Origin of the sequence: Enterobacter sp. RHBSTW-00975 (assembly GCF_013615235.1) — a bacterium.
In the GTDB taxonomy this organism is placed as follows: Bacteria; Pseudomonadota; Gammaproteobacteria; order Enterobacterales; family Enterobacteriaceae; genus Enterobacter; species Enterobacter ludwigii.
The window spans coordinates 272,991-296,212 of record NZ_CP055883.1 but is presented as its reverse complement, the minus strand read 5'-3'; the positions used below and the strand labels follow the sequence as shown (position 1 = coordinate 296,212).

Genomic DNA, 23,222 nt, shown 5'->3' with positions numbered 1-23,222 from the left:
CGTTTATGTCCGGCTGGCCACGAATTTACTACAAATTACTTAATTTACCATTAAGCGTCCTGGTAAAAAGCAAGTCTATCCCAGCGGAACCCGCGCTGGAATTGGGGCTCGATACGTCACGCCCAATTATGTACGTTTTGCCTTATAACTCGAAGGCAGACCTACTGACGCTTCGCGCCCAGTGTCTGGCGCATGATTTACCTGACCCGCTTGAACCCCTCGAAGTCGACGGCACTCTGCTGCCGCGCTATGTGTTCATTCACGGCGGGCCGCGCGTGTTTACCTATTACACGCCAAAGGAAGAGTCCATCAAGCTTTTCCACGACTATCTCGACCTGCACCGCAGCAATCCGGGTCTGGATGTGCAGATGGTGCCGGTATCGGTGATGTTTGGTCGCCGCCCGGGCAGAGAGAAAGGTGAAGAGAACCCACCGCTGCGCATGCTTAACGGCATTCAGAAATTCTTCGCGGTCTCCTGGCTGGGACGTGACAGCTTCGTGCGTTTCTCCCCGTCCGTTTCGCTGCGCCGTATGGCGGACGAACACGGCACCGACAAAATTATCGCGCAAAAACTGGCGCGCGTGGCGCGTATGCACTTCGCCCGTCAGCGTCTGGCTGCCGTCGGCCCGCGTCTTCCTGCACGTCAGGACCTGTTCAACAAGCTGCTGGCCTCCAAAGCGATTGCCAGGGCCGTTGAAGACGAAGCGCGCAGCAAAAAGATTTCCCATGAGAAAGCACAGCAGAACGCTATTGCGCTGATGGAAGAGATTGCCGCGAACTTCTCTTACGAGATGATTCGTCTTTCCGATCGTATCCTGGGCTTTACGTGGAACCGCCTCTATCAGGGCATCAACGTTCATAACGCCGAGCGCGTACGCCAGCTGGCCCATGATGGCCATGAGATTGTCTATGTCCCCTGCCACCGCAGCCACATGGACTATCTGCTCCTCTCCTATGTGCTCTATCACCAGGGTCTGGTACCGCCGCACATCGCTGCCGGCATTAACCTGAACTTCTGGCCAGCCGGCCCGATTTTCCGCCGCCTGGGGGCGTTCTTTATCCGTCGTACCTTTAAGGGCAACAAGCTCTACTCCACCGTATTCCGTGAATATCTTGGCGAGCTGTTCAGCCGCGGTTATTCCGTTGAATACTTCGTGGAAGGGGGTCGCTCCCGTACCGGTCGTCTGCTCGATCCTAAAACCGGCACGCTGTCGATGACCATTCAGGCGATGCTGCGCGGGGGAACCCGCCCGATCACCCTGGTACCCATCTACATTGGCTACGAACACGTGATGGAAGTGGGCACCTACGCCAAAGAGCTGCGCGGTGCGACCAAAGAGAAAGAGAGCCTGCCGCAGATGCTGCGCGGCCTGAGCAAGTTACGCAACCTTGGCCAGGGCTACGTCAACTTTGGCGAGCCGATGCCGCTGATGACCTACCTGAACAACCATGTTCCGGAGTGGCGCGAGTCTATCGATCCTATCGAAGCGATTCGCCCGGCCTGGCTGACGCCTACGGTCAACAGCATCGCCTCTGAACTGATGGTGCGTATTAACAACGCCGGTGCGGCAAACGCCATGAACCTGTGCTGTACGGCGCTTCTGGCCTCTCGTCAGCGTTCACTGACCCGTGAACAGCTTACGGAGCAGCTGGATTGCTATCTCGACATGATGCGCAACGTGCCGTACTCGGTGGATTCGACCGTACCGGTAAGCACGGCAAGCGAGCTTATCGAGCATGCCCTGCAGATGAACAAGTTTGAAGTCGAAAAGGACACCATCGGCGACATCATCATTCTCCCGCGCGAGCAGGCGGTGCTGATGACTTACTATCGCAACAACATCGCGCATATGCTGATGCTGCCCTCGCTCATGGCGGCCATCATCACCCAGCATCGTCGCATCTCGCGTCAGGAGCTGTTGCGTCATGTTGAAACGCTCTATCCAATGCTGAAAGCGGAGCTGTTCCTGCGCTGGGACAAGGACGAACTGGCGACTGAGCTGGATAAACTGACCGAAGAGCTGCGTCGTCAGGGGCTGATTACCGTCACGAATGACGAGCTGCATATCAATCCGTCACGGTCCCGTACCCTGCAACTGCTGGCGGCGGGCGCACGCGAAACCCTGCAGCGCTACGCCATTACCTTCTGGTTGCTGAGCGCGAATCCGTCCATTAACCGCGGTACGCTCGAGAAAGAGAGCCGGACGCTGGCACAGCGCCTGTCTGTTCTGCACGGGATTAACGCCCCGGAATTCTTCGACAAAGCGGTCTTCAGCTCTCTGGTGCTGACGCTGCGTGATGAAGGGTTTATCAGTGATACGGGTGATGCAGAGCCGGAAGAGACGCTGAAGGTGTACCAGATGCTGGCCGAACTGATCACGTCTGATGTGCGTTTAACGATTGAAAGTGCGACGCAAGGCGAGTGAAGCGTGCAGCGGTCTGATGACCTGCGATGAAAACAAAAACGGCAGCCTTCTGGCTGCCGTTTTTTTACGAAAAGTAGCTCATCGCCAGCCCTAAAAACAGCACCAGACCGACATAGTTGTTATTCATAAACGCCTTGAAGCAGGCTTCACGCTCACGTTTCGCAATCAGCTTCTGCTGGTAGACAAACAGCATTCCCGCCACCAGCACGGCCCAGTAAAACGCCCAGTTGAGCCCGTTCAGGTAACCCATCGTCACCATTAACGCCAGCACCGCAACCTGCAGGATACCGATGATCAGCTTGTCATGACGTCCGAAGAGGATCGCCGTCGATTTAATGCCAATCTTCAGGTCATCGTCGCGGTCAACCATCGCGTATTGCGTGTCGTATGCCACGGCCCAGAGAATGTTCGCCAGGAACATCAGCCAGCAGCTTAACGGGACGGACTCACTCACCGCCGCAAACGCCATCGGGATCGACCAGCCAAACGCCGCGCCCAGCACCACCTGAGGCAGGTGGGTGTAGCGCTTCATGAACGGATAAACCCAGGCCAGAGCCAGGGCCGCAACTGAAAGCAGAATGGTCATGGTGTTCAGGGTTAACACCAGCAGGAAAGAGAGCAGCACCAGTACGATAAACAGCGTACGGGCCTCTTTTTCGGTCACTTGCCCGCTGGGCAACGGACGATGGGCCGTACGTTTTACGTGCCCGTCGAATTTACGATCCGCATAGTCATTGACCACGCAGCCCGCCGCACGCATCAGCCAGACGCCTGCAATGAACACCCCCAGGATCCACAGCGGCGGTACCCCTGGTGTTGCTACCCATAGCGCCCATAGGGTCGGCCACAGCAGCAACAGCGCGCCGATGGGTTTATCTGTACGCATCAAGCGGTGATAAGCCAACAGCTTATTCTGCGTCAGGCTCCACTCCATTTTTTCTTCCTCTTAGTACAACGGCGATGCCGGTAAAAAAAGCTCCGTCAGTATTAACGGTTTACCGCTCAGGCGAAGGCGGGAACGACGCCCCCACAGTTCGGCATCGCGACCAATCTCAATAAAATCCCGGGTAAGCTCGGACGACGTGAAAAGATAACGCCCCAGCGGCGTATTCCCCAGCCGTTGTAGCGCCAGCTCTGGCCCGGAAAGGGTGGACTCGGGAACGACCGTTCGTCCGGCAAGCCATGGCTCACCGTCTGCACAGAGTAAAATTTCGCGCAGCCAGTAGCGTTCTTCCTGCGGCAACAGGGGCAGCTCAGAGGCGATCTCAGCGCAAGAGACAAACCCTTCCTGAACCAGGGTCACCGTAACGGTTTTGCCCTGCTGCTCGAAACGTTTAGTCATGGAATCTTCCAGCAGCAGCCAGTCCAGTTGCTCCGGGTCAAGCGCAGGTATTTGGTCGAAATAGCGCAGCGCACGCAGTTGCGTTAGCGCGGGGTGTGACATGCCAGACTCTCCGATACATAACGTAATGGCATTGTATCGCAGAAAAGCGGATTGAGGGGGGCCAAACGTTATTTAACGATCACGATCGCAACAAGAGCGCAACAGCCCGTGTGACACCAAAAAAAGTGCGCCCACTCAGGCGCACTAAACTACTAACAAATCAGCACTGTGGGGAAACGGTTACCCCTTGCCTTTTACACTGCTGATAAAGGTGGAACGGGCAGTGGTTGAACCTAAACGTTCGGCTTCATCAAGCAGTTTCAGCGCTTTGTCGACATCGCCGCGCTTCACCGCCTGCTTAATGGCGTTATTGAAGTATTCTTCGGTGTCGTTCAGTACCGGCTCGGCTTTCTTCGCCGGAGCTGGGGCTGCGGTTGCAGCCGGAGCCGTAGCAACGGGTGCGGCATACACAGGCGCAGCAGTGTTCCCCACCGTGACCGGGCCTGTACCGGATGAACCAAACAGAGGGCCAACCAGTACGCTGGAAGCACTGTTTGTTGAGACTTTCAGCTTCAGCAACCCGTCGGTGACATGACGCGCTAACGGATCCGGGATATCCGGAACAGAGTTACCGGTTCCTTTGGCATAGGCTTTTGCCGGGTCGGTGAGCTTAGTGGTCTGCTGCAAATCTTTGTCCGTGGTGAAGACCAGGACATAAATCTTCTGCTGTCCCAGAGCAGGCGTCAGGCGCATTTTGCCTTCGAGGCGGTCAGCGCTCATGACGCCAGGTTCCTGGTAACCAAAATAGTCGCTCGGGAAGAAGGCAGATGGCGTCAGGTTTTGATCCAGAATCAGGACGTTAGGCGCAAATACGCTGGTCTGCTTGCTTACTTCGCTGGTCAGCGTCAGGGTCAGCTCACCAATATTGGCCGGGACGCTGAAAGCGGCAACCGGACCGGCAATCCCCGGCACGTTAAGCTGTTGGCCTGCCGCAGAAAGTTGGGTTGACTGGGTTTTGGATTGGTCAACCGGCGTCCAGGTCAGTTGCTGGAGTGCCGCCGCCGGAATGGCAGGCGCAGCGCTGGTATTTTGTGGCACGAAATTGACATCTGCGAAGGTGATCGCCGGAACACAGGCCAGCAGCCCCGCAGAGAGGCACAGCGCGACGAGACTTTTCTTCATTTTCATTGTTATTACCTCTGATAGCGTGAGCACTGCGGTGGCCAGGCAATAGCGCGCAGCACCCTAAGGATAGAGGGGCTTGCGCCCCTCTTTTTAGGTCATTACGTCAGGTCTATCGAATTACCACCAGATTTCCATCTGGGCACCGAAGGTCCACTCGTCGGAGTCGCCACGGCTGAAGGTTTTCGCGGAAGTGTCGCTATACGCTACGCCAGAGGTATAACCTGCGCCTGAGTCGTTGTTCGCATAGCCCCATTTCTCATCCCACTTCGCGTAGGTTGCGAAGACACGGATAGCCGGGCGAGACCAGATGCTGTCGCCTGCCTGCCATTGCTGTGCCAGGGTGATTTTGTATTGGCTGTTTTTCTCGTCAGTTTTCTGAGACTTAACGTTGTCGTAGCCCACTTCAAGCAGGGTGCTCATGATTGGCGTCCATTTGAACATTGGACGAACGCCGACAGTCCACCACTCTGTACCATTGTTGTTGTCACGATCGATATTCTGGTACATACCGACGTACATCAGGTCCCAACGGTCTGCCAGGGTGATTGCACCGTGGTCCAGCACACGCCACATGGAACCGTCGTTATCAATGCTACCGCCCTGCGGAATACCTTTGCCGTTAGAGGTCATGGAGTCCGTACCGTACTGCAGCACGAACTTGTTGAAGCCTTTCAACATGCTCTGGGTGTGTTCAGCGGTGAACAGCCAGCCATCTTTAGAGGCGCCAGGCTGCAGATAGTAGTCGTCAGGAATGTTGGTGTGACCATAGTCAACACCCAGTTCCAGTGTACCACCCGGGTTGGTTTCCAGGCCGGCCAGACGGACGTCGAAGACATCGTTTGGTACTACGTTGTCATAAATACGGTCGCCGTTCGCATCACGATCGGCGAAGGTTGCAGAACCGCCGGACTCAGAAGAACGGGTCGCGGCCAGAGACAGTTTACCGAAGCCCAGATCGATGTTTTCGATACCCGCACCAGGACCAGAGATATCCCAGTAGTAGAAGTCGATCATGTGGACGTCATGACGCTGATAGAAACGCTTACCGGCCCAGATGGTGGAGCCTGGCAGCCATTCAATCAGGTTTTTACCCTGCACGTTTGCTTCACGGAAGGCCGGGCTGGTGGATTCCCAGTCATTCTGCTGAGAAACGGAATACGCAACGTTAGTGTCGAAATAGAAGCTCTTATCGCCCTCTTTCCACACTTCCTGACCCAGTTTCAGTTCGGCGTAGGTTTCACATTCGTTACCAAGACGGTATTTACTTTGTGCACCGGTTGCCTGGAAACATTGTTGTTCACCGCCACTCCCGGTCCAGCCAATGCCAGAACGAGCATAACCTTTAAAGTCCACGGCACCCGCGTGTGCAGACAAAATGCCTGCCGTCACGGCGATTGCCAGAGGAAGTTTGCGCAGAGTAATCATCATTCTATCTCCTGAGATCATTGCTTTTCTTTGTAATTGGAATGCTTAAACGCCTGGCTCTTTGTGCAACCGACGACATGCGGTGCCATCCTCACGGAACAGATGGCAACGCTCTGGCGGCAAACCGATAGCGAATGTGGCACCCTCTTCTACCAACACCACGTCATTCTGGCGGTAGACCAGGTTCTGACGGATGGCGGGGATCTGGATATGAATCTGTGTTTCGTGACCAAGTTGTTCGACGACCTGAACGTCACCTTCCAGCGTCACATCGGCGATGTGGCTCGGCAGTAAATGCTCAGGACGAATACCGAGGGACATATTGGCCCCCACCTGTACGTTGGCGCTGTCGACCGGCAGCCACACTTGCTGACGGTTTGGCAGCTCCACCTGTACCTGTTCAATGGCTGTCGCGGTCACTTTGACGGGCAGGAAGTTCATCTTTGGCGAGCCAATAAAGCCCGCAACAAAGCGGTCTGCCGGGTAGTGATAAAGCTCCAGCGGTTTACCCACCTGCGCCACGCGACCGGCGTCCAGCACCACAATTTTGTCGGCCAGCGTCATCGCTTCGACCTGATCGTGGGTGACGTAAATCATCGTGCGGCCAAGACGTTTGTGCAGACGGGAGATTTCGATACGCATCTGGACGCGCAGGGCGGCATCCAGGTTAGAAAGCGGTTCATCGAGCAGGAACACACGCGGTTCGGCGACCAGCGTACGGCCAATTGCCACACGCTGACGCTGACCACCAGAAAGGGCTTTTGGTTTACGCTCAAGCAGGTGTGCCAGCTGTAACACTTCCGCCACCTGCGTGACGCGCTGGTTAATCACCTCTTTTTTCGCGCCCGCCAGCTTCAGACCGAAGGACATGTTCTCGGCTACGGAAAGGTGGGGATAGAGTGCATAAGACTGGAAAACCATGCCGACGCCACGTTCGGCAGGCGGAATGTCATTCATTCGGGTATCACCAATCAGCAAATCGCCGCTGGTGATGGTTTCAAGACCGGCAATCATACGCAGCAGAGTTGATTTACCGCAGCCAGATGGGCCGACAAATACCACGAATTCACCTTCGTGGATGTCCAGATTGATGTCTTTCGACACCACAACGTCACCCCAGGCTTTCGTTACATTACGCAGCTGTACGCTCGCCATGCCCTTCTCCCTTCGTTACAACCTGTCACCGACAGAAACATTCAAGATAAGTTCACTATGGGGTATCCATTACTTTCGTGAATCCTCCACCCCCCGGCTTTTTTATGGGGGAGGAGGCGGGAGGATGAGAGAGCAGGCTCTGCGACCGCCGCTGGAGGGCTGAGGCGAAATTCGTGAAGCCACCTGCAAAATTCACTGTGTTTTTATGTGCGCCAGCACTCATAACTTAAATTTATGTAACAGAGATCACACAAACGGGGGGTGGGGCGTAGGGGTTGGGAGGATGGAAAGAGGATGTCAAATAAGGAGACTGAGTCACGTTGAACCACCTCAGTGTATCCACGAGCACATCACCAAAAAAGGATGGCAGATATGAAGATCAAGACTGGCGCACGCGTTTTCGCATTGTCCGCCCTTGCAGCAATGATGATTTCCGCACCGGCTCTCGCCAAAATTGAAGAAGGTAAGCTGGTTATCTGGATTAACGGCGATAAAGGCTATAACGGCCTGGCCGAAGTGGGCAAGAAATTCGAGAAAGACACCGGTATCAAAGTTACCATTGAACACCCGGACAAACTGGAAGAGAAATTCCCGCAGGTTGCTGCAACGGGTGACGGTCCGGACATCATCTTCTGGGCACATGACCGTTTCGGTGGCTACGCCCAGTCGGGTCTGCTGGCTGAAGTGACGCCAGACAAAGCTTTCCAGGACAAACTGTACCCGTTCACCTGGGATGCCGTTCGCTATAACGGCAAGATCATCGCTTACCCAATCGCGGTAGAAGCGCTGTCTCTGATTTACAACAAAGACCTGGTACCCAACCCACCGAAAACCTGGGAAGAGATCCCGAAACTGGATAAAGAGCTGAAGGCGAAAGGTAAGAGCGCGCTGATGTTCAACCTGCAGGAACCGTACTTCACCTGGCCGCTGATTGCTGCCGACGGCGGTTACGCGTTCAAATTTGAAAACGGCAAATATGACGTGAAAGACGTGGGCGTGGACAACGCTGGCGCGAAAGCAGGCCTGACCTTCCTGGTTGACCTCATCAAGAACAAACACATGAACGCGGATACCGACTACTCCATCGCAGAAGCGGCGTTCAACAAAGGCGAAACCGCGATGACCATCAACGGTCCGTGGGCCTGGACCAACATCGACAAGAGCAAAATCAACTACGGCGTAACCCTGCTGCCAACCTTTAAAGGCAAGCCGTCTAAACCGTTTGTTGGCGTGCTGAGCGCAGGTATTAACGCTGCCAGCCCGAACAAAGAGCTGGCGAAAGAGTTCCTGGAAAACTACCTGCTGACCGACCAGGGTCTGGATGAAGTGAACAAGGACAAACCGCTGGGCGCGGTTGCGCTGAAATCCTTCCAGGATCAGCTGGCGAAAGACCCACGTATCGCGGCAACCATGGATAACGCCCAGAAAGGCGAAATCATGCCGAACATCCCACAAATGGCAGCGTTCTGGTACGCCACCCGTACCGCCGTCATCAACGCAGCAAGCGGTCGTCAGACGGTTGATGCTGCGCTGAAAGATGCTCAGGGTCGTATCACGAAGTAAGGCTTTTATCCCCTCTCTCCCCTGCGGAGAGAGGGAGAACAAAATGTGTTGTAGAGGAAGAACCCCATGGATGTCATTAAAAAGAAACACTGGTGGCAAAGCTCTGCCCTGAAGTGGTCTGTAATGGGTCTGCTGTGTCTGCTGGTGGGTTACCTTGTTGTTTTAATGTACGTACAAGGGGAATATCTGTTCGCCATCATGACGCTGATTTTAAGCTCTGCTGGCCTGTATATTTTCGCCAACCGTAAAGCCTATGCCTGGCGATATGTTTACCCGGGCGTGGCCGGGATGGGTCTGTTTGTCCTGTTCCCACTGATTTGTACCATTGCTATCGCGTTCACCAACTACAGCAGCACCAACCAGCTTGCTCAGGAGCGCGCCCAACAGGTGCTGATGGACCGCTCTTATCAGGCGGGCAAAACCTTTAACTTCGGCCTGTATCCTGCGGGCAGCGAGTGGAAGTTAGCACTCACTGACGAAGAAACCGGCAAAAATTATGTCTCCGACGCTTTCAAATTTGGCGGCGAGCAGAAGCTGGCCTTAAAAGAGGCTGCGGCCCTGCCGGAAGGCGAACGCGCTAACCTGCGCATCATTACGCAGAACCGTCAGGCACTGACGCAGCTTACCGCCCAACTGCCGGACGAAAGCAAAGTGACCATGAGTTCACTGCGCCAGTTCTCCGGAACACAACCGCTTTATACGCTGGCGGACGACGGCACGCTGACCAACAACCAGAGCGGCGTAAAGTACCGTCCAAACAACGACATTGGTTTCTACCAGTCCATTACGGCTGATGGCAAATGGGGTGATGACAAGCTCAGCCCGGGCTACACCGTGACGATAGGCTGGGACAACTTCACCCGCGTCTTCACCGATGAAGGGATCCAGAAACCGTTCTTAGCCATCTTTGTCTGGACCGTAGTGTTCTCCATACTGACGGTGATCCTGACCGTTGCCGTGGGCATGGTGCTGGCGTGTCTGGTGCAGTGGGAATCTCTGAAAGGGAAAGCCATTTACCGCGTGCTGCTCATTCTGCCGTATGCCGTCCCGTCGTTTATCTCGATTCTGATTTTCAAAGGGCTGTTTAACCAGAGCTTCGGTGAAATCAACATGATGCTGAGCGCGCTGTTCGGCATCAAACCGGCCTGGTTCAGCGACCCCATCACCGCCCGCTCGATGATTATCATCGTGAACACCTGGCTCGGTTATCCGTACATGATGATCCTGTGCATGGGCCTGCTGAAGGCGATTCCGGACGATTTGTACGAAGCCTCGGCAATGGATGGCGCGGGTCCGTTCCAGAATTTCTTTAAGATTACGCTGCCGCTGCTCATTAAGCCGCTGACGCCGCTGATGATTGCCAGCTTTGCCTTCAACTTTAACAACTTCGTGCTGATTCAGCTGTTGACCAACGGTGGGCCTGACCGTCTTGGCACCACCACGCCGGCAGGCTATACCGACCTGCTCGTCAGCTACACCTACCGTATCGCCTTCGAAGGCGGCGGCGGTCAGGACTTCGGTCTGGCGGCAGCGATTGCCACCCTGATCTTCCTGCTGGTTGGCGCTCTGGCGATTGTGAACCTGAAAGCAACACGCATGAAATTCGACTAAGGAGGGCACAGAATATGTCTATGGTCCAACCCAAATCTCAGAAACTGCGCCTCTTCGCGACGCATTTAGGGCTGCTGATTTTTATCGCGGCCATCATGTTCCCGCTGCTGATGGTCATCGCCATCTCCCTGCGTGCCGGTAACTTCGCGACCGGGAGCCTGATCCCGGATGAAATCTCCTGGGAGCACTGGAAGTTAGCGCTGGGCTTCAGCGTTGAACACGCGGATGGCCGCGTTACGCCACCGCCGTTCCCGGTGCTGTTATGGCTGTGGAACTCGGTGAAAATTGCCGGGATTACCGCGATTGGGATTGTCGCACTCTCCACGACCTGTGCTTACGCCTTTGCCCGTATGCGTTTCCCGGGTAAAGCCACGCTGCTGAAAGGGATGCTGATTTTCCAGATGTTCCCGGCGGTACTGTCACTGGTGGCGTTGTATGCCTTGTTTGACCGACTGGGCCAGTACGTGCCGTTTATCGGCCTGAACACCCACGGTGGCGTCATCTTCGCCTATCTTGGCGGTATCGCGCTGCATGTGTGGACCATCAAAGGGTATTTCGAGACCATCGACGGCTCGCTGGAAGAAGCGGCGGCGCTGGATGGCGCGACCCCGTGGCAGGCATTCCGTCTGGTGCTTCTGCCGCTGTCGGTGCCGATCCTGGCGGTGGTCTTTATCCTGTCGTTTATCGCAGCCATCACCGAAGTGCCGGTCGCTTCCCTGTTACTGCGTGATGTCAACAGCTATACGCTGGCCGTCGGTATGCAGCAATACCTCAATCCGCAGAACTATTTGTGGGGCGACTTTGCTGCGGCGGCTGTACTCTCCGCCATCCCTATCACTGTCGTGTTCCTGCTGGCGCAGCGCTGGCTGGTGAATGGCCTGACGGCGGGCGGTGTGAAAGGTTAAGTTTCATTTGTTATGCCACTGCAACCCTCAACTTTAGACGTATTGTATTGACCCAACTTGTGACTGTTGTTAGGCGGCCTCCGGGCCGCCATTTTTTTATTCCCGTTTCAGCCGTTTCGAATTGCACAGCCAGAGCGTGATCACCAGCAGCAGGATCGCCGCCGAATAGATCAGTACGTCGAGCGGGGAGGTATGATCCACGATGATCAGCCGCACAATCGCGGTGATCCCGATGTAAACAAAATAGCGTAGCGGGAAGTGAAAGCCCGACTGGAAATACTTCACAATCAGCGCGATAAATTCAAAGTAGAGAAAGTAGACCACCAGGCCTTCCACCAGCTCATATTTGCTGGTTTGTTCAGGGGCGAACAGCACATCCGCCAGATGCACCGTCTCTTTTCCCAAAAAGACGACCAGTATCAGGCCAAGGCTCAGCAGACCGAGGTTCAGCACGGTCTGGAGGATTGTTGAGATAAACTCAACGCGCGGGCGAGTCAGGGATGTCATAGAGCACCTCATTCTCCAGGGCGAGGTTCCTGTATAACGCAAAAATGTGACGGTGATCTATATTTTTTGTTTATATTATGTTCAGCGCTGTGGCATGTTGCACTGTGACACACTTATTTCGACGAAGGGATGATGAAAGTAACCATTCAACGCGCCACCGTGGATGATGCAAAACAGCTGAGTGAAATGGGGTATGCCAGCTACCGGCATCACTTTGGGCATCTATGGGAAAACCAGACGGAGCTTGCCGCCTTTCTTGAGCAGGAATACGCGCCGCAGGCGATAGCAGACAGCCTGCTGCAGCCGGGCACTTACTGGCTCATTGCCAGCGCACAGACACCAGTCGGTTTCGCAAAATTCTCAACCCAGCAGACCATCGAGCCCGAGGGGCTGTCGGGTACGCTCCTGCATAAACTCTATTTATTGCCGGATGCCACGGGACACCGCTACGGCGAGCAACTCCTTGCGGAAGTGATTCGCCAGGCAAAAGCCTGTTCGGAAAATCTGCTGTGGCTGGAAGTCCTCGAAAAGAACCCTCGCGCACGCCGGTTTTACGAAGCGCAGGGGCTGAAACATGTCAAAGACACCCTCTTCGTCACTGCGGCGCAAACCAGCACCCTCCATATTATGTCGATGCCAGTCTAAGGAGATGTATGCCAGAGCAACGCCAGGCGGCTATTCGTCATGTTGTCTGCGGCGAAAATGTCGTCATTTACGAACCCGCGAATCTTTATGAATGTTCGCTGGGCGATAACGTCTTTATCGGCCCGTTTGTTGAAATCCAGGCTAACTCGCACATCGGTGCTGATAGCAAAATTCAGTCCCATACCTTCATCTGCGAGTATGTCACCGTCGGCGAGCGCTGTTTCATTGGCCATGGGGTGATGTTCGCCAACGATATGTTCCGCGACGGTAAACCCAATGCCGACCGGCGCAGCTGGGGACACATTCGCGTGGGCAACGACGTTTCAATCGGCAGCGGGGCCACCATTCTGGCTGTCTCAATTTGCGATGGGGCGGTGATTGGGGCGGGAAGCGTGGTGACAAAGTCCATCACCGAGAAAGGGGTTTACGCCGGGAACCCGGCGAGACTGTTGCGGCGTTTGTAAGGTGCCCGGCAGGCGTAACGCTACCGGGCACTCACGCATCATCTGAAGTTGATGTTCTTATCGCTGGTCATGTCGTACAGCTGGAATTTACGCCCCAGCTGCTGACCACCGTCACGCGTCAGCGGCGTCCAGCCAATTGCCGCACGGCTGCGGGTTGGGCCTGACGAGAACAGATCCAGCGGAATGGAGACGTACACGCCTTTGGTGAAGTCCCCTTCCCCGTACTCGTCCGGCGAGACGTTAGTGATCGTGGCATAGCCACCGACCACCACACCGCTGTCGAAGTGTTTAGAGATATCCAGCGTGCCGCCTTTATCCCCCGCCAGATACTGACCAACGCTGGCTTTCACCAGTACGTCGGGGGCAAACGACGGCGTCCAGTAGGCCGTCAGATGGCCGGTTTTAACGCTGTAGTCGGTGAACTTCATCATGTCCTGCGCGCTGCGCCAGTCACGCTGTTTCACGTAGTTGGCATCAAGACCAAACGCCCAGTTGCTGTCTACCGGACGGTAGAGCACTTCAGCCCCCGCGCCGCCAAACATCGTTTCCAGATAACCGCCGTAAACCTGGCCGTAGAAACCGTTACCAAAGTACTGGAAGTAGTTGGCCTGCAGGTTGTTTACGTAAGCGTCGTTCTGCACATATTCACGTACGCGAGTACGCACGCGCGGCAGCTTCGAGTCGTTCGGCGGGTTGGTATAGTTGAACTTGTCGTAGTTGTTGGCAAGGTTACCGAACAGGCTGCCGGTGGTCAGCAGGTGGTCGGTGACCCACAGATCCGCCGTCGCCATGACGCCCAACTGATACATGTAGAAGTTTTCTGGCCCACCAACAGACTGGTTCAGTACCGGATCGATATGGAAATCAAAGCGCGACTTATCGATATACCAGCCCTGCTCGGTGGTGTCTGGCACCACTGGCTCAACGCGTTTTTGCACCAGCTCGGTTTCATGCCCAAGCGGTTCGCCTTCCAGATGGCGCTTAAGACTGGCGACATCCGTTTCCGTCGTAACCTGCGGCATGTTCAGACGGTTTTCAGTCACGCGGATCGTGCTGATCCCGTCCGGCAGATCGTTCATGATGATCCGGTTGGCGCGTTCGATCCCTTCCCGCGAGTCACGGTATTTCACCTGCTCGCCGGTCACGTACAGCGTATCGCCTTTCACCTGAATCTTCGGATCCGCCAGACCGGCGTTGTATTTCAGCAGGGTCAGCTGGTTCGCCACGACGGAGTGCTGCAGAATGGCATCCTGCGGCTCCGGCTGGTAGGCAGGGCGCGCGTTGTCGTTGTAGTGTGGCCGCATATCGTTAAAGTTGGTACGCAGCGTCACGCCAAACATCACGGTATTGCCACGCTCATAGCTGAGGTTAACGTCAGCCCAGTCAGCCACACGGTAAATGGCACCGACGTTAAATTTGCTCTTCTGCTCAATCTTGCCGGCGAAATCCTGTGAATAGTCATTCCCTTCGTATTCCAGCTTCAGGCGCAGCGGCTGCCAGGGCGTCTGGTACTCTACGCCGCCAAACAGCGAGGCCGGGCCGTGGAACATCTGGTCGCCGTTGATGGAGCCTGCTTTCTGATAGCTGTTATCGCGATAGCAATATTTGTCGCTGTAGGAGCAGAACGGGTTTTTCACGTTGCCGCTGGTCCCCAGATACCCCCAGCCGAGACCGAGTGAGAAATCAAACGGTCCCCAGGCTTTGCTGGCCACCACGTATTCCGCATCAAACAGACCGGTACCGCCGATATCCCGCGCGCCAACGGAGACCTGCGGCATCCAGTAACTCTCTTCCCACAGACGCAGCTTCACGTCGAACGCTTTATCTTTGTAGGTCTGATCGCCGGAGAAGGACTCGACGCTGCTGTACCGTTTGGTGCGCACGTCAGTGTAGCGCAGCGTGGTTTCGAGCCACGGAAACAGCTGTACAGCGGCGGAGTAGTAGCGATACTGATCGTTATCACGGTAGTTGAGGCTGATTTCCCCTTCCCGCGCCATGCGCGCGGTAGGCGTTTGCAGTAAACCGACGCCGCCGAAGTCTGACTGAGACGGGCCAATGGGTGCCGGATACGTTTCTGCATGGCAGGCGGCACTCACGCACAACGCCAGCATGCTATAGAGATAGGTTCTTTTCATTATTCCGGTATCCGCTGTTTCAGGGAGTGAAGGATATCGGCGTTCAGCCCGTCATATGCCTTCGTCCAGAAATGGTCGGCAAAACCGACAAAAATGACGCTGCCTGGCATCGGTTCGATATGGCGTTTATTCCAGTAGGCTACCGGTGCTTTTTGCGTTTGGCCGTCCGGGTACACCACCCATGCGTAGCTCTTATCCGCACCGCTCAGCAAATTTTGTTCATCGAGATAGCTCGCCACATCGCGACCCGGCATAAACGGCTTGTCACCCGGACTGCTGACAAGCCCGAACACGGTAATGGTAGAAGGCTGAACAGGTAGCCAGAGCGTGTACTCGCCTTCCAGTGACGGGTTAGCCGTCTCCGCGACGCGAACGTGGTCCGGATCGAGATTGACCGGCAACCGTCCGGTGACCTTTAGCGCCTTAAGCTGCTGGCGAAGGCTGTTAATGGCCGCCGCGTCGTCACCCTCTTCCTGCTCCGCCAGCCCTGTTAGCCTGGCGAGCAGCGCGTTATGTTGTTGCTCCGCCACCACCGTCGCCTGTCGTTCACTGATGACCGCACCCGGCCACCAGCTGTTCGCCAGCCTTGGCTGGCCGACGAGATCGATCAAGTGTCCGGCGTTGGTCAATGTTTTAGGCTTCGTATTGTCCTGCGTATAGACTTTTACCGTCCCGGCAGACCATGCGAGCGGCGTAGCAAAGCTTGCGATCAGCGCAACGCGAATAAGTGTTTTCATGATTTCGCGGCCTTGATCAGCGTGGTTTTGACCGGGAAGAATCCGGCACCAAGATACTGTAACGACTGGCGTATCTGGCCGTCATCGTCCACCCAGAAGCGGTTATGCCAGGTTGCCTGATCGGTAGTGACCTCTTCATCCAGCACGCGAACCCGAGTTTCGTCGCTGCCCACATTGACGCTGTCCGTGCCATCCCAGCGGAAGGTGGAGCGGGCGGTGGCATAGCGAACCTGCTTGTGTTCGGTCCAGCCCATCGTGCGGGTCCAGCTTGCCCCGTCGGTTATCTGGTTCGGCGTGTTCAGCGGATCGGCGGCGAGATTGTTGACTTCAAGCAGGTTGTCGCCCCCGAGCAGGGTTTTCACGATACGGCTATGCTGCGTTACGATGGTGGCCTGATCCTGCGTCACCCATTTCTGCTGCCCGTTTTCATCGAAAGCGAGCACCACAAACAGCTGTGGGCCATCGTTGAGCTGCATGTACTGACTGGCATAGGGCATGTTCTGAAGTTCGTCATCGGTCAGATGCACGCCCGGCGTACCGAACATGCTTTCCCACAGTGAATGGCCCAGCCCTTTGGTGGTGGCCGAGCACGCCTGCAAAAGCAGACAAATCAGGATGATCCCAGGTCGCTTCACGACTCTTCTCCGCATTATTGCCGGGTGATGCTGCGCTTACCCGGTCTACAGGTCCCGAAGGCTACTGAAAAGCCAGAATAACCACACCGAAGTGTGGTTATGATTAAAACACCCGTTATTACTGGGTGCTGGTGGTCGTGGTGGTCGTGGTTCCGGTATTGGAGCCATCACCGCCACCGGTTGCCGCCAGGGCGACACCCACGGCTGAACTTACGGTGCTGGCGCTGGACGCGGTAGAAATCCCCGCAGACGCAGACGTCGCAGCCGAACCTGCCGCTTCTCCGACCTGAACCGGAGCCGCATTAACAGATGTCGCCGCAAGCGCAGATATGGCGAAAATGCCATACAGTACTTTCTTCATAAGAATTTCCCTTCATTTAATGAATGGAGATTTGCCCAAAAAGAATTTCAGGCGGATTCGAGTATACACAACTAAAGGTGAGGGTTTGCCGTAGGGGTAAATAGAAGAAGGGTTTTCGGACAATTGGATAAAATGGAAACAAAAGGACGATTAGATAATAATATAACATATATAAATCAATGAAATAGAATTAGATCCCGTGACGGTAATTATCCGTATTTTCCTAAAATAAACCGCAGCAATTAACAGGTTAACGACTATTTTCAGATTAAACTCACTACAGGAATTTGAGTTTAATAACAGACATCAGGAATTATCCGATAAAAAAATGCCGGCATTTCGCCGGCACTTTTTCATGACACTTTAATTACGCGCGCCATGCTTTATAACGGTTGATCAGACCATTTGTGGAGCTGTCGTGGCTGTTAATCGCGTTATCGTCACCCAGTTCAGGCAGGATACGGTTTGCCAGCTGTTTACCCAGCTCAACGCCCCACTGGTCAAAGGTGAAGATGTTCAGGATAGCGCCCTGAGTGAAGATCTTATGCTCGTACAGGGCAATCAGCGCACCCAGGCTGAACGGCGTAATTTCGCGCAGCAGGATGGAGTTGGTTGGACGGTTGCCTTCGAACACTTTGAACGGCACAACGTGATCCAGCGTGGCCGGATCTTTACCCTGGTCGCGGTATTCCTGCTCAACCACGTCACGAGACTTACCGAACGCCAGCGCTTCAGTCTGTGCGAAGAAGTTAGACAGCAGCTTCGGATGGTGGTCTGACAGCGGGTTATGGGTAATGGCCGGGGCGATGAAATCGCACGGGACCATTTTGGTGCCCTGGTGGATCAGCTGATAGAACGCATGCTGGCCGTTAGTGCCTGGCTCGCCCCAGATGATTGGGCCAGTCTGGTAATCCACTGCGTTACCGTTACGGTCAACGTATTTACCGTTGGATTCCATGTTGCCCTGCTGGAAGTAGGCCGCAAAACGGTGCATGTACTGGTCGTATGGCAGAATCGCTTCGGTTTCAGCCCCGAAGAAGTTGTTGTACCAGATACCAATCAGCGCAAGCAGCACAGGCAGGTTTTTCTCAGGTGCGGTGGTGGAGAAGTGTTTATCCATCGCATGCGCGCCGGAGAGCAGCTCAACAAAGTTGTCGAAGCCGACGGAGAGGATGATCGACAGGCCGATAGCGGACCACAGAGAGTAACGCCCCCCCACCCAGTCCCAGAACTCGAACATGTTCGCAGTGTCGATACCGAACTCGCTAACGGCTTTCCCGTTGGTCGACAGCGCGGCGAAGTGTTTCGCCACGTGCTTGTTGTCGCCTGCGGTTTTCAGGAACCAGTCGCGCGCGCTGTGGGCGTTGGTCATGGTTTCCTGAGTGGTGAAGGTTTTAGACGCGACCAGGAACAGGGTCGTTTCCGGATTCACGTTCTTCAGCACCTCGGCGATGTGGGTACCATCGACGTTAGAAACAAAGTGCATGTTGAGGTGGTTTTTGTATGGGCGCAGCGCTTCGGTGACCATGAATGGGCCAAGGTCAGACCCGCCGATACCGATGTTAACAACATCTGTAATCGGTTTGCCGGTGTAGCCTTTCCAGCTTCCGGAGATGATCGCTTCAGAGAAAGCTTTCATCTTTTCCAGCACCGCGTTCACTTCCGGCATCACATCTTTGCCGTCAACGACAATCGGAGTATTGCTACGGTTACGCAGCGCCACGTGCAGCACGGCACGGTCTTCGGTGCGGTTGATCTTCTCACCGGAGAACATGGATTTGATGGCGTCGGCCAGCTCAGTCTCTTTCGCCAGATCCTGCAGCTTCGCCAGCGTTTCTTCGGTAATGCGGTTTTTGGAGAAATCCACCAGCATCAGGTCATCGAAGGTCGCGGAGAACTTATTGAAACGATCGGCATCTTTCGCGAACAGGTCCGCGATGGTGACGTCTTTCATTTCATCATAATGTTTCTGTAGTGCCTGCCAGGCAGCGGTCTGCGTTGGGTTGATGTTTTTCATTAGCAATACTCTTCTGATTTGAGAATTGTGACTGCGGTCGATTGTAGCGCCTGCAAATAAAAATTGTGATGGTTTTTATGCCATTGCCCTGGCCTGCATCAAACACAGGTGAAAAGACCCGAAAAGTATAGCTGCTGAAACGCCCTTCAGGGGCGGCGAAATGTCGGTCAAAAGGCGGTAAAAAGGAGCATAAAATATGGCCCTGTTATAAGTCCTGTTACTGAGGGGTACCCCCCCATAAAAAATCCGCATAATCCCAGCATTGACAGGACCTCCCCCACATTTTATTTATAGGGCCGTATTTTGCGCCTGCACCTGTTCTCGTTTCATTCTTGTGCCAAGGTCGCTTTATTCATTCCCTGACACGAGGTTGTTATGACGAGTTTTGTGGTCGCCAAATTTGGCGGCACCAGTGTGGCCGATTACGATGCCATGAACCGCAGCGCCGATGTGGTGCTGGCCGATCCGAATACCCGCCTGGTGGTGCTTTCCGCCTCTGCTGGCGTGACGAACCTGCTGGTTTCTCTGTCTGAAGGACTGGAAGCAACCGAACGTTTCGTTAAGCTGGACGCACTGCGCAAAATTCAGTTCAACATCCTTGAACGTCTGCAGAATCCGAACGTGATCCGTGAGGAAGTGGAACGCCTGCTGGAAAATATCACTACCCTGGCTGAAGCCGCCTCTCTGGCGACCTCCACCGCGCTGACCGATGAACTGGTCAGCCACGGCGAGCTGATGTCCACGCTGCTGTTCGTGGAGATCCTCCGCGAGCGTAACGTCCATGCTCAATGGTTTGACGTGCGTAAAGTCATGCGCACCAGCGATCGCTTTGGCCGTGCCGAGCCGGATGTTGAAATGCTGGCCGAGCTGACCCAGCAGCAGCTGGCTCCGCGCCTGGCAGAAGGAATGGTGATTACTCAGGGCTTTATCGGTAGCGAAGCCAAAGGCCGTACAACAACGCTTGGCCGCGGCGGCAGTGACTATACGGCAGCCCTGCTCGGCGAAGCGCTGCATGCCACCCGTGTGGATATCTGGACTGACGTGCCGGGTATTTACACCACCGACCCGCGCGTGGTCTCTGCGGCGAAACGCATTGATGTGATCGCGTTTGAAGAGGCGGCAGAAATGGCCACCTTCGGCGCGAAAGTATTGCACCCGGCGACGCTGTTGCCGGCCGTGCGCAGCGATATCCCGGTCTTCGTTGGCTCCAGTAAGGATCCCAAAGCAGGCGGTACGCTGGTGTGCAAGAAAACCGAAAACCCGCCATTGTTCCGAGCGCTGGCCCTGCGCCGCCGCCAGACGCTGGTGACGCTGCACAGCCACAATATGCTGCATTCTCGCGGTTTCCTGGCGGAAGTGTTTGGCATCCTCGCGCGCCATAATATCTCCGTGGATTTGATCACCACATCCGAAGTGAGCATCGCGCTGACGCTGGACACCACTGGCTCCACGTCAACCGGCGACACCCTGCTGACGCAGTCGTTACTGATCGAACTCTCTGAGTTGTGCCGCGTAGAAGTGGAAGAAGATCTGGCGCTGGTTGCCATCATCGGCAACAAGCTGTCGCGTGCCTGCGGCGTGGGCAAAGAGGTCTTCGGCGTACTCGACCCGTTCAGCATTCGTATGATTTGCTACGGCGCCTCAAGCTACAACCTCTGCTTCCTGGTGCCAGCCGATCAGGCCGAGCAGGTCGTGCAAAAACTTCATCAGAATTTGTTTGAATAAAATTCGTTAGCACGATAAACAATACCTATAAGCCGGGCACAGACCCGGCTTTTTTATAACTAAACAACACGACAATACTGCAAGGACTATCTATGTTATCCGCCATCACCCGGCTGTTCCCGTTGTGGGCACTGCTGCTTTCCGTACTCGCGTATTACACTCCCACCCACTTTACGGGCATTGGCCCGTGGGTCACGACGCTGCTAATGCTGATTATGCTCGGCATGGGCGTACACCTGAAAATTGACGACTTCAAACGCGTTCTGTCGCGCCCGGCCCCCGTAGCGGCAGGGATTTTCCTGCACTATCTGGTCATGCCGCTTGCGGCCTGGCTGCTGGCCATGGCCTTTAAAATGCCGCCAGATTTATCCGCCGGTATGGTGCTGGTCGGCAGCGTGGCCAGCGGCACGGCATCCAATGTGATGATTTATCTGGCAAAAGGTGATGTGGCGCTCTCGGTGACCATCTCTTCCGTTTCAACGCTGGTGGGCGTGATTGCCACGCCGCTGTTAACGCGTCTGTATGTGGATGCGCAGATTCAGGTAGACGTCATGGGGATGCTGCTCAGTATTCTGCAGATTGTGGTGATCCCGATTGCGCTGGGCCTGGTGATTCACCATCTGTTCCCGCGCGTGGTCAAAGCCGTTGAACCGTACCTGCCTGCCTTCTCGATGGTCTGTATTCTGGCCATCATCAGCGCCGTGGTTGCCGGCTCTGCATCGCACATTGCCTCAGTGGGCTTTGTGGTGATCATCGCGGTGGTGTTGCATAACACCCTTGGTCTTTTGGGCGGTTACTGGGGCGGGAAGCTGTTTGGTTTCGACGAATCCACCTGTCGTACGCTGGCAATCGAAGTGGGGATGCAAAACTCGGGGCTGGCCGCAGCTCTGGGCAAGATCTACTTCTCACCGCTGGCGGCCCTGCCGGGTGCGCTGTTCTCCGTCTGGCATAATCTATCCGGCTCGCTGCTGGCAGGCTACTGGTCAGGCAAACCCATTAATGCGCCCGCGAAAAAAGATGCAGTGAAACAGGGTTAATTTCCTTCGCTTGCTTTACACTGGAGCCTCCCCTTCAGGAGGCTTCAGCAATGGCTACACCACGTTTGACCCAGAAAGACATGACGGAAGCTGAGCAGCGCGAACTGAAAACGCTCCTCGACCGCGCTCGTATCGCCCATGGCCGCACGCTGACTAACGCCGAAACCAATCAGGTTAAAAAAGAGTACATTGATAAATTGATGGCTCAGCGTGAAACTGAGGCGAAACAAGCCCGCAAGCTGAAAAAAGAGCAGGCTTATAAACCCGATAAAGAAGCGACCTTTTCCTGGTCAGCCAATACCTCACCTCGTGGAAGGCGCTAATTAGCGCCCTTTCTTTTTACGGCCCGGCTGGACGAAGCGTTTGCCCGCAGGCTTGCCGCGGCTTTTCTCTTCTGATGGCGGCGCTTTCACCACCGGGCGCTTAATGGCCTGGGTTTTCGGTTTGGCTTTCGTTTTTGGCTTCGCTTCAGACGATGAATTCTCGATGAGCCTGAACAGCTCAATCAGTTCGTCATCCGTTAAATCACGCCACTCGCCCAGTGGAATACCGGACAGACTCACGTTCATAATGCGCGTACGTTCGAGCTTCACCACGTCATAACCGAAGTGCTCGCACATCCGGCGGATCTGACGATTTAAGCCCTGCACAAGGGTAATGCGGAAAGCAAACGGCGCCTCTTTCTTCACCTTGCACTTCTTCGTGACGGTCCCCAGAATCGGCACACCTGCGCCCATACCGCGGATAAAGTCGTCCGTGACCGGCTTATTGACCGTGACGATGTACTCTTTCTCGTGGTCGTTACCGGCACGCAGAATTTTGTTCACCAGATCGCCGTGGTTGGTCAGGAAAATCAGCCCCTGTGAGTCTTTATCAAGGCGGCCAATCGGGAAGATACGGCTGCTGTGATTAACGAAATCAACAATGTTGTCCCGCTCGCCGTCTTCCGTGGTACTGACGATGCCAACCGGTTTATTCAACGCGATAAATACCAGGTCTTCCGCATCACGCGGTTCAATGAGCTGACCATTCACTTTGACCACGTCACCGGGCACGACCTGGTCACCGATGGTGGCGCGTTTGCCGTTGAGGAACACGTTACCCTGTTCAATGTAACGGTCCGCCTCGCGACGTGAGCAGATCCCGCTCTCGCTAATGTATTTGTTTAATCGTGTTGATTGAGTTGGCAGCATAGTTTCTCCTGTAAAGGCGAAATATACCTTAGGTTTGGGCTGGTAAAAAGACTAGCCGACGGTTACCGGGCATCATGCCCGGCGTAAACCTGCTGGTTTTGAGGTTAACCAC

At 55.1% G+C, this 23,222-nt stretch carries 21 protein-coding genes; 9 read left to right on the top strand and 12 right to left on the bottom strand.

Annotated features, from left to right (window positions below; all coding sequences use genetic code 11):
• Positions 1-5: 5 nt before the first annotated feature.
• On the top strand, positions 6-2,426 hold the full coding sequence (gene plsB, locus HV340_RS01390) for a glycerol-3-phosphate 1-O-acyltransferase PlsB (protein ID WP_020882845.1): 2,421 nt from the start codon (positions 6-8) through the stop codon (positions 2,424-2,426).
• 64 nt (positions 2,427-2,490) lie between these two features.
• On the opposite strand, the gene ubiA is transcribed toward plsB, so the two are convergent.
• The 5 genes from ubiA to malK form a co-directional block, all read right to left on the bottom strand.
• Positions 2,491-3,360: a 4-hydroxybenzoate octaprenyltransferase gene (gene ubiA, locus HV340_RS01385; RefSeq protein ID WP_025206398.1), complete on the bottom strand. Its 870-nt coding sequence runs from the start codon at positions 3,358-3,360 to the stop codon at positions 2,491-2,493.
• A gap of 12 nt (positions 3,361-3,372) precedes the next feature.
• Complete coding sequence (gene ubiC / locus HV340_RS01380; protein WP_014168199.1) at positions 3,373-3,870, bottom strand: chorismate lyase; 498 nt, start codon at positions 3,868-3,870, stop codon at positions 3,373-3,375.
• A gap of 180 nt (positions 3,871-4,050) precedes the next feature.
• Positions 4,051-4,998 (bottom strand): maltose operon protein MalM, encoded by a 948-nt coding sequence (gene malM, locus HV340_RS01375; RefSeq protein ID WP_181216256.1) that lies wholly within the window; start codon positions 4,996-4,998, stop codon positions 4,051-4,053.
• 114 nt (positions 4,999-5,112) lie between these two features.
• Entirely contained in the window at positions 5,113-6,423 is a 1,311-nt protein-coding gene (locus tag HV340_RS01370) for a maltoporin (RefSeq protein WP_020882848.1), read from the bottom strand.
• Between the two features lie 42 nt (positions 6,424-6,465).
• Entirely contained in the window at positions 6,466-7,575 is a 1,110-nt protein-coding gene (malK, locus tag HV340_RS01365) for a maltose/maltodextrin ABC transporter ATP-binding protein MalK (protein WP_014168196.1), read from the bottom strand.
• A gap of 372 nt (positions 7,576-7,947) precedes the next feature.
• Here malK and malE point away from each other — a divergent pair, with 372 nt between their 5' ends.
• The 3 genes from malE (at position 7,948) to malG (ending at position 11,654) form a co-directional block, all read left to right on the top strand.
• On the top strand, positions 7,948-9,138 hold the full coding sequence (gene malE / locus HV340_RS01360; RefSeq protein ID WP_020882849.1) for a maltose/maltodextrin ABC transporter substrate-binding protein MalE: 1,191 nt from the start codon (positions 7,948-7,950) through the stop codon (positions 9,136-9,138).
• Between the two features lie 66 nt (positions 9,139-9,204).
• Complete coding sequence (gene malF, locus HV340_RS01355; RefSeq protein WP_181216255.1) at positions 9,205-10,749, top strand: maltose ABC transporter permease MalF; 1,545 nt, start codon at positions 9,205-9,207, stop codon at positions 10,747-10,749.
• A 14-nt stretch (positions 10,750-10,763) separates the two neighbouring features.
• On the top strand, positions 10,764-11,654 hold the full coding sequence (gene malG, locus HV340_RS01350) for a maltose ABC transporter permease MalG (protein WP_014168193.1): 891 nt from the start codon (positions 10,764-10,766) through the stop codon (positions 11,652-11,654).
• A gap of 96 nt (positions 11,655-11,750) precedes the next feature.
• On the opposite strand, the gene psiE is transcribed toward malG, so the two are convergent.
• The gene (gene psiE, locus HV340_RS01345) at positions 11,751-12,161 is read right to left on the bottom strand and encodes a phosphate-starvation-inducible protein PsiE (protein ID WP_020882851.1); all 411 of its coding nucleotides are present in this window, start codon (positions 12,159-12,161) and stop codon (positions 11,751-11,753) included.
• A gap of 129 nt (positions 12,162-12,290) precedes the next feature.
• Here psiE and HV340_RS01340 point away from each other — a divergent pair, with 129 nt between their 5' ends.
• Complete coding sequence (locus HV340_RS01340; RefSeq protein WP_059306185.1) at positions 12,291-12,806, top strand: GNAT family N-acetyltransferase; 516 nt, start codon at positions 12,291-12,293, stop codon at positions 12,804-12,806.
• An 8-nt stretch (positions 12,807-12,814) separates the two neighbouring features.
• Positions 12,815-13,270 (top strand): acyltransferase, encoded by a 456-nt coding sequence (locus HV340_RS01335; RefSeq protein ID WP_020882853.1) that lies wholly within the window; start codon positions 12,815-12,817, stop codon positions 13,268-13,270.
• Positions 13,271-13,308: 38 nt separating this feature from the next.
• Here the strand turns inward: HV340_RS01335 and HV340_RS01330 are convergent, their stop codons facing one another.
• The 5 genes from HV340_RS01330 to pgi form a co-directional block, all read right to left on the bottom strand.
• Complete coding sequence (locus HV340_RS01330) at positions 13,309-15,405, bottom strand: YjbH domain-containing protein (RefSeq protein WP_014168189.1); 2,097 nt, start codon at positions 15,403-15,405, stop codon at positions 13,309-13,311.
• The gene (locus HV340_RS01325; protein WP_032679376.1) at positions 15,405-16,142 is read right to left on the bottom strand and encodes a capsule biosynthesis GfcC D2 domain-containing protein; all 738 of its coding nucleotides are present in this window, start codon (positions 16,140-16,142) and stop codon (positions 15,405-15,407) included. Before HV340_RS01325 ends, HV340_RS01330 begins: the two co-directional genes overlap by 1 nt.
• Entirely contained in the window at positions 16,139-16,777 is a 639-nt protein-coding gene (locus HV340_RS01320; RefSeq protein ID WP_020882855.1) for a YjbF family lipoprotein, read from the bottom strand. Before HV340_RS01320 ends, HV340_RS01325 begins: the two co-directional genes overlap by 4 nt.
• A 118-nt stretch (positions 16,778-16,895) precedes the next feature.
• Positions 16,896-17,138: an exopolysaccharide production protein YjbE gene (gene yjbE, locus HV340_RS01315; protein ID WP_014168186.1), complete on the bottom strand. Its 243-nt coding sequence runs from the start codon at positions 17,136-17,138 to the stop codon at positions 16,896-16,898.
• A gap of 367 nt (positions 17,139-17,505) precedes the next feature.
• Positions 17,506-19,155, bottom strand: a complete 1,650-nt coding sequence (gene pgi / locus HV340_RS01310) for a glucose-6-phosphate isomerase (RefSeq protein ID WP_025206404.1) — start codon at positions 19,153-19,155, stop codon at positions 17,506-17,508.
• Positions 19,156-19,530: 375 nt separating this feature from the next.
• Here pgi and lysC point away from each other — a divergent pair, with 375 nt between their 5' ends.
• From lysC to HV340_RS01295, 3 genes are all read left to right on the top strand, one after another.
• A complete protein-coding gene (lysC, locus tag HV340_RS01305; protein ID WP_014168184.1) occupies positions 19,531-20,880 on the top strand; it encodes a lysine-sensitive aspartokinase 3 in 1,350 nt (449 codons plus the stop codon).
• A 92-nt stretch (positions 20,881-20,972) separates the two neighbouring features.
• The gene (gene panS / locus HV340_RS01300) at positions 20,973-21,917 is read left to right on the top strand and encodes a ketopantoate/pantoate/pantothenate transporter PanS (protein WP_059305647.1); all 945 of its coding nucleotides are present in this window, start codon (positions 20,973-20,975) and stop codon (positions 21,915-21,917) included.
• Between the two features lie 50 nt (positions 21,918-21,967).
• Entirely contained in the window at positions 21,968-22,240 is a 273-nt protein-coding gene (locus tag HV340_RS01295; protein ID WP_014168182.1) for a DUF3811 domain-containing protein, read from the top strand.
• Here the strand turns inward: HV340_RS01295 and rluF are convergent, their stop codons facing one another.
• Positions 22,241-23,110: a 23S rRNA pseudouridine(2604) synthase RluF gene (gene rluF, locus HV340_RS01290; protein ID WP_025206405.1), complete on the bottom strand. Its 870-nt coding sequence runs from the start codon at positions 23,108-23,110 to the stop codon at positions 22,241-22,243.
• Between the last annotated feature and the right edge of the window lie 112 nt (positions 23,111-23,222).

Excerpts from the sequence above, each read along its gene's own strand:
- plsB (WP_020882845.1), top strand. The coding sequence starts at position 6 with ATGTCCGGCTGGCCACGAATTTACTACAAATTACTTAATTTACCATTA.
- ubiA (WP_025206398.1), bottom strand. The coding sequence starts at position 3,360 with ATGGAGTGGAGCCTGACGCAGAATAAGCTGTTGGCTTATCACCGCTTG.
- ubiC (WP_014168199.1), bottom strand. The coding sequence starts at position 3,870 with ATGTCACACCCCGCGCTAACGCAACTGCGTGCGCTGCGCTATTTCGAC.
- malM (WP_181216256.1), bottom strand. The coding sequence starts at position 4,998 with ATGAAAATGAAGAAAAGTCTCGTCGCGCTGTGCCTCTCTGCGGGGCTG.
- HV340_RS01370 (WP_020882848.1), bottom strand. The coding sequence starts at position 6,423 with ATGATGATTACTCTGCGCAAACTTCCTCTGGCAATCGCCGTGACGGCA.
- malK (WP_014168196.1), bottom strand. The coding sequence starts at position 7,575 with ATGGCGAGCGTACAGCTGCGTAATGTAACGAAAGCCTGGGGTGACGTT.
- malE (WP_020882849.1), top strand. The coding sequence starts at position 7,948 with ATGAAGATCAAGACTGGCGCACGCGTTTTCGCATTGTCCGCCCTTGCA.
- malF (WP_181216255.1), top strand. The coding sequence starts at position 9,205 with ATGGATGTCATTAAAAAGAAACACTGGTGGCAAAGCTCTGCCCTGAAG.
- malG (WP_014168193.1), top strand. The coding sequence starts at position 10,764 with ATGTCTATGGTCCAACCCAAATCTCAGAAACTGCGCCTCTTCGCGACG.
- psiE (WP_020882851.1), bottom strand. The coding sequence starts at position 12,161 with ATGACATCCCTGACTCGCCCGCGCGTTGAGTTTATCTCAACAATCCTC.
- HV340_RS01340 (WP_059306185.1), top strand. The coding sequence starts at position 12,291 with ATGATGAAAGTAACCATTCAACGCGCCACCGTGGATGATGCAAAACAG.
- HV340_RS01335 (WP_020882853.1), top strand. The coding sequence starts at position 12,815 with ATGCCAGAGCAACGCCAGGCGGCTATTCGTCATGTTGTCTGCGGCGAA.
- HV340_RS01330 (WP_014168189.1), bottom strand. The coding sequence starts at position 15,405 with ATGAAAAGAACCTATCTCTATAGCATGCTGGCGTTGTGCGTGAGTGCC.
- HV340_RS01325 (WP_032679376.1), bottom strand. The coding sequence starts at position 16,142 with ATGAAAACACTTATTCGCGTTGCGCTGATCGCAAGCTTTGCTACGCCG.
- yjbE (WP_014168186.1), bottom strand. The coding sequence starts at position 17,138 with ATGAAGAAAGTACTGTATGGCATTTTCGCCATATCTGCGCTTGCGGCG.
- pgi (WP_025206404.1), bottom strand. The coding sequence starts at position 19,155 with ATGAAAAACATCAACCCAACGCAGACCGCTGCCTGGCAGGCACTACAG.
- lysC (WP_014168184.1), top strand. The coding sequence starts at position 19,531 with ATGACGAGTTTTGTGGTCGCCAAATTTGGCGGCACCAGTGTGGCCGAT.
- panS (WP_059305647.1), top strand. The coding sequence starts at position 20,973 with ATGTTATCCGCCATCACCCGGCTGTTCCCGTTGTGGGCACTGCTGCTT.
- HV340_RS01295 (WP_014168182.1), top strand. The coding sequence starts at position 21,968 with ATGGCTACACCACGTTTGACCCAGAAAGACATGACGGAAGCTGAGCAG.
- rluF (WP_025206405.1), bottom strand. The coding sequence starts at position 23,110 with ATGCTGCCAACTCAATCAACACGATTAAACAAATACATTAGCGAGAGC.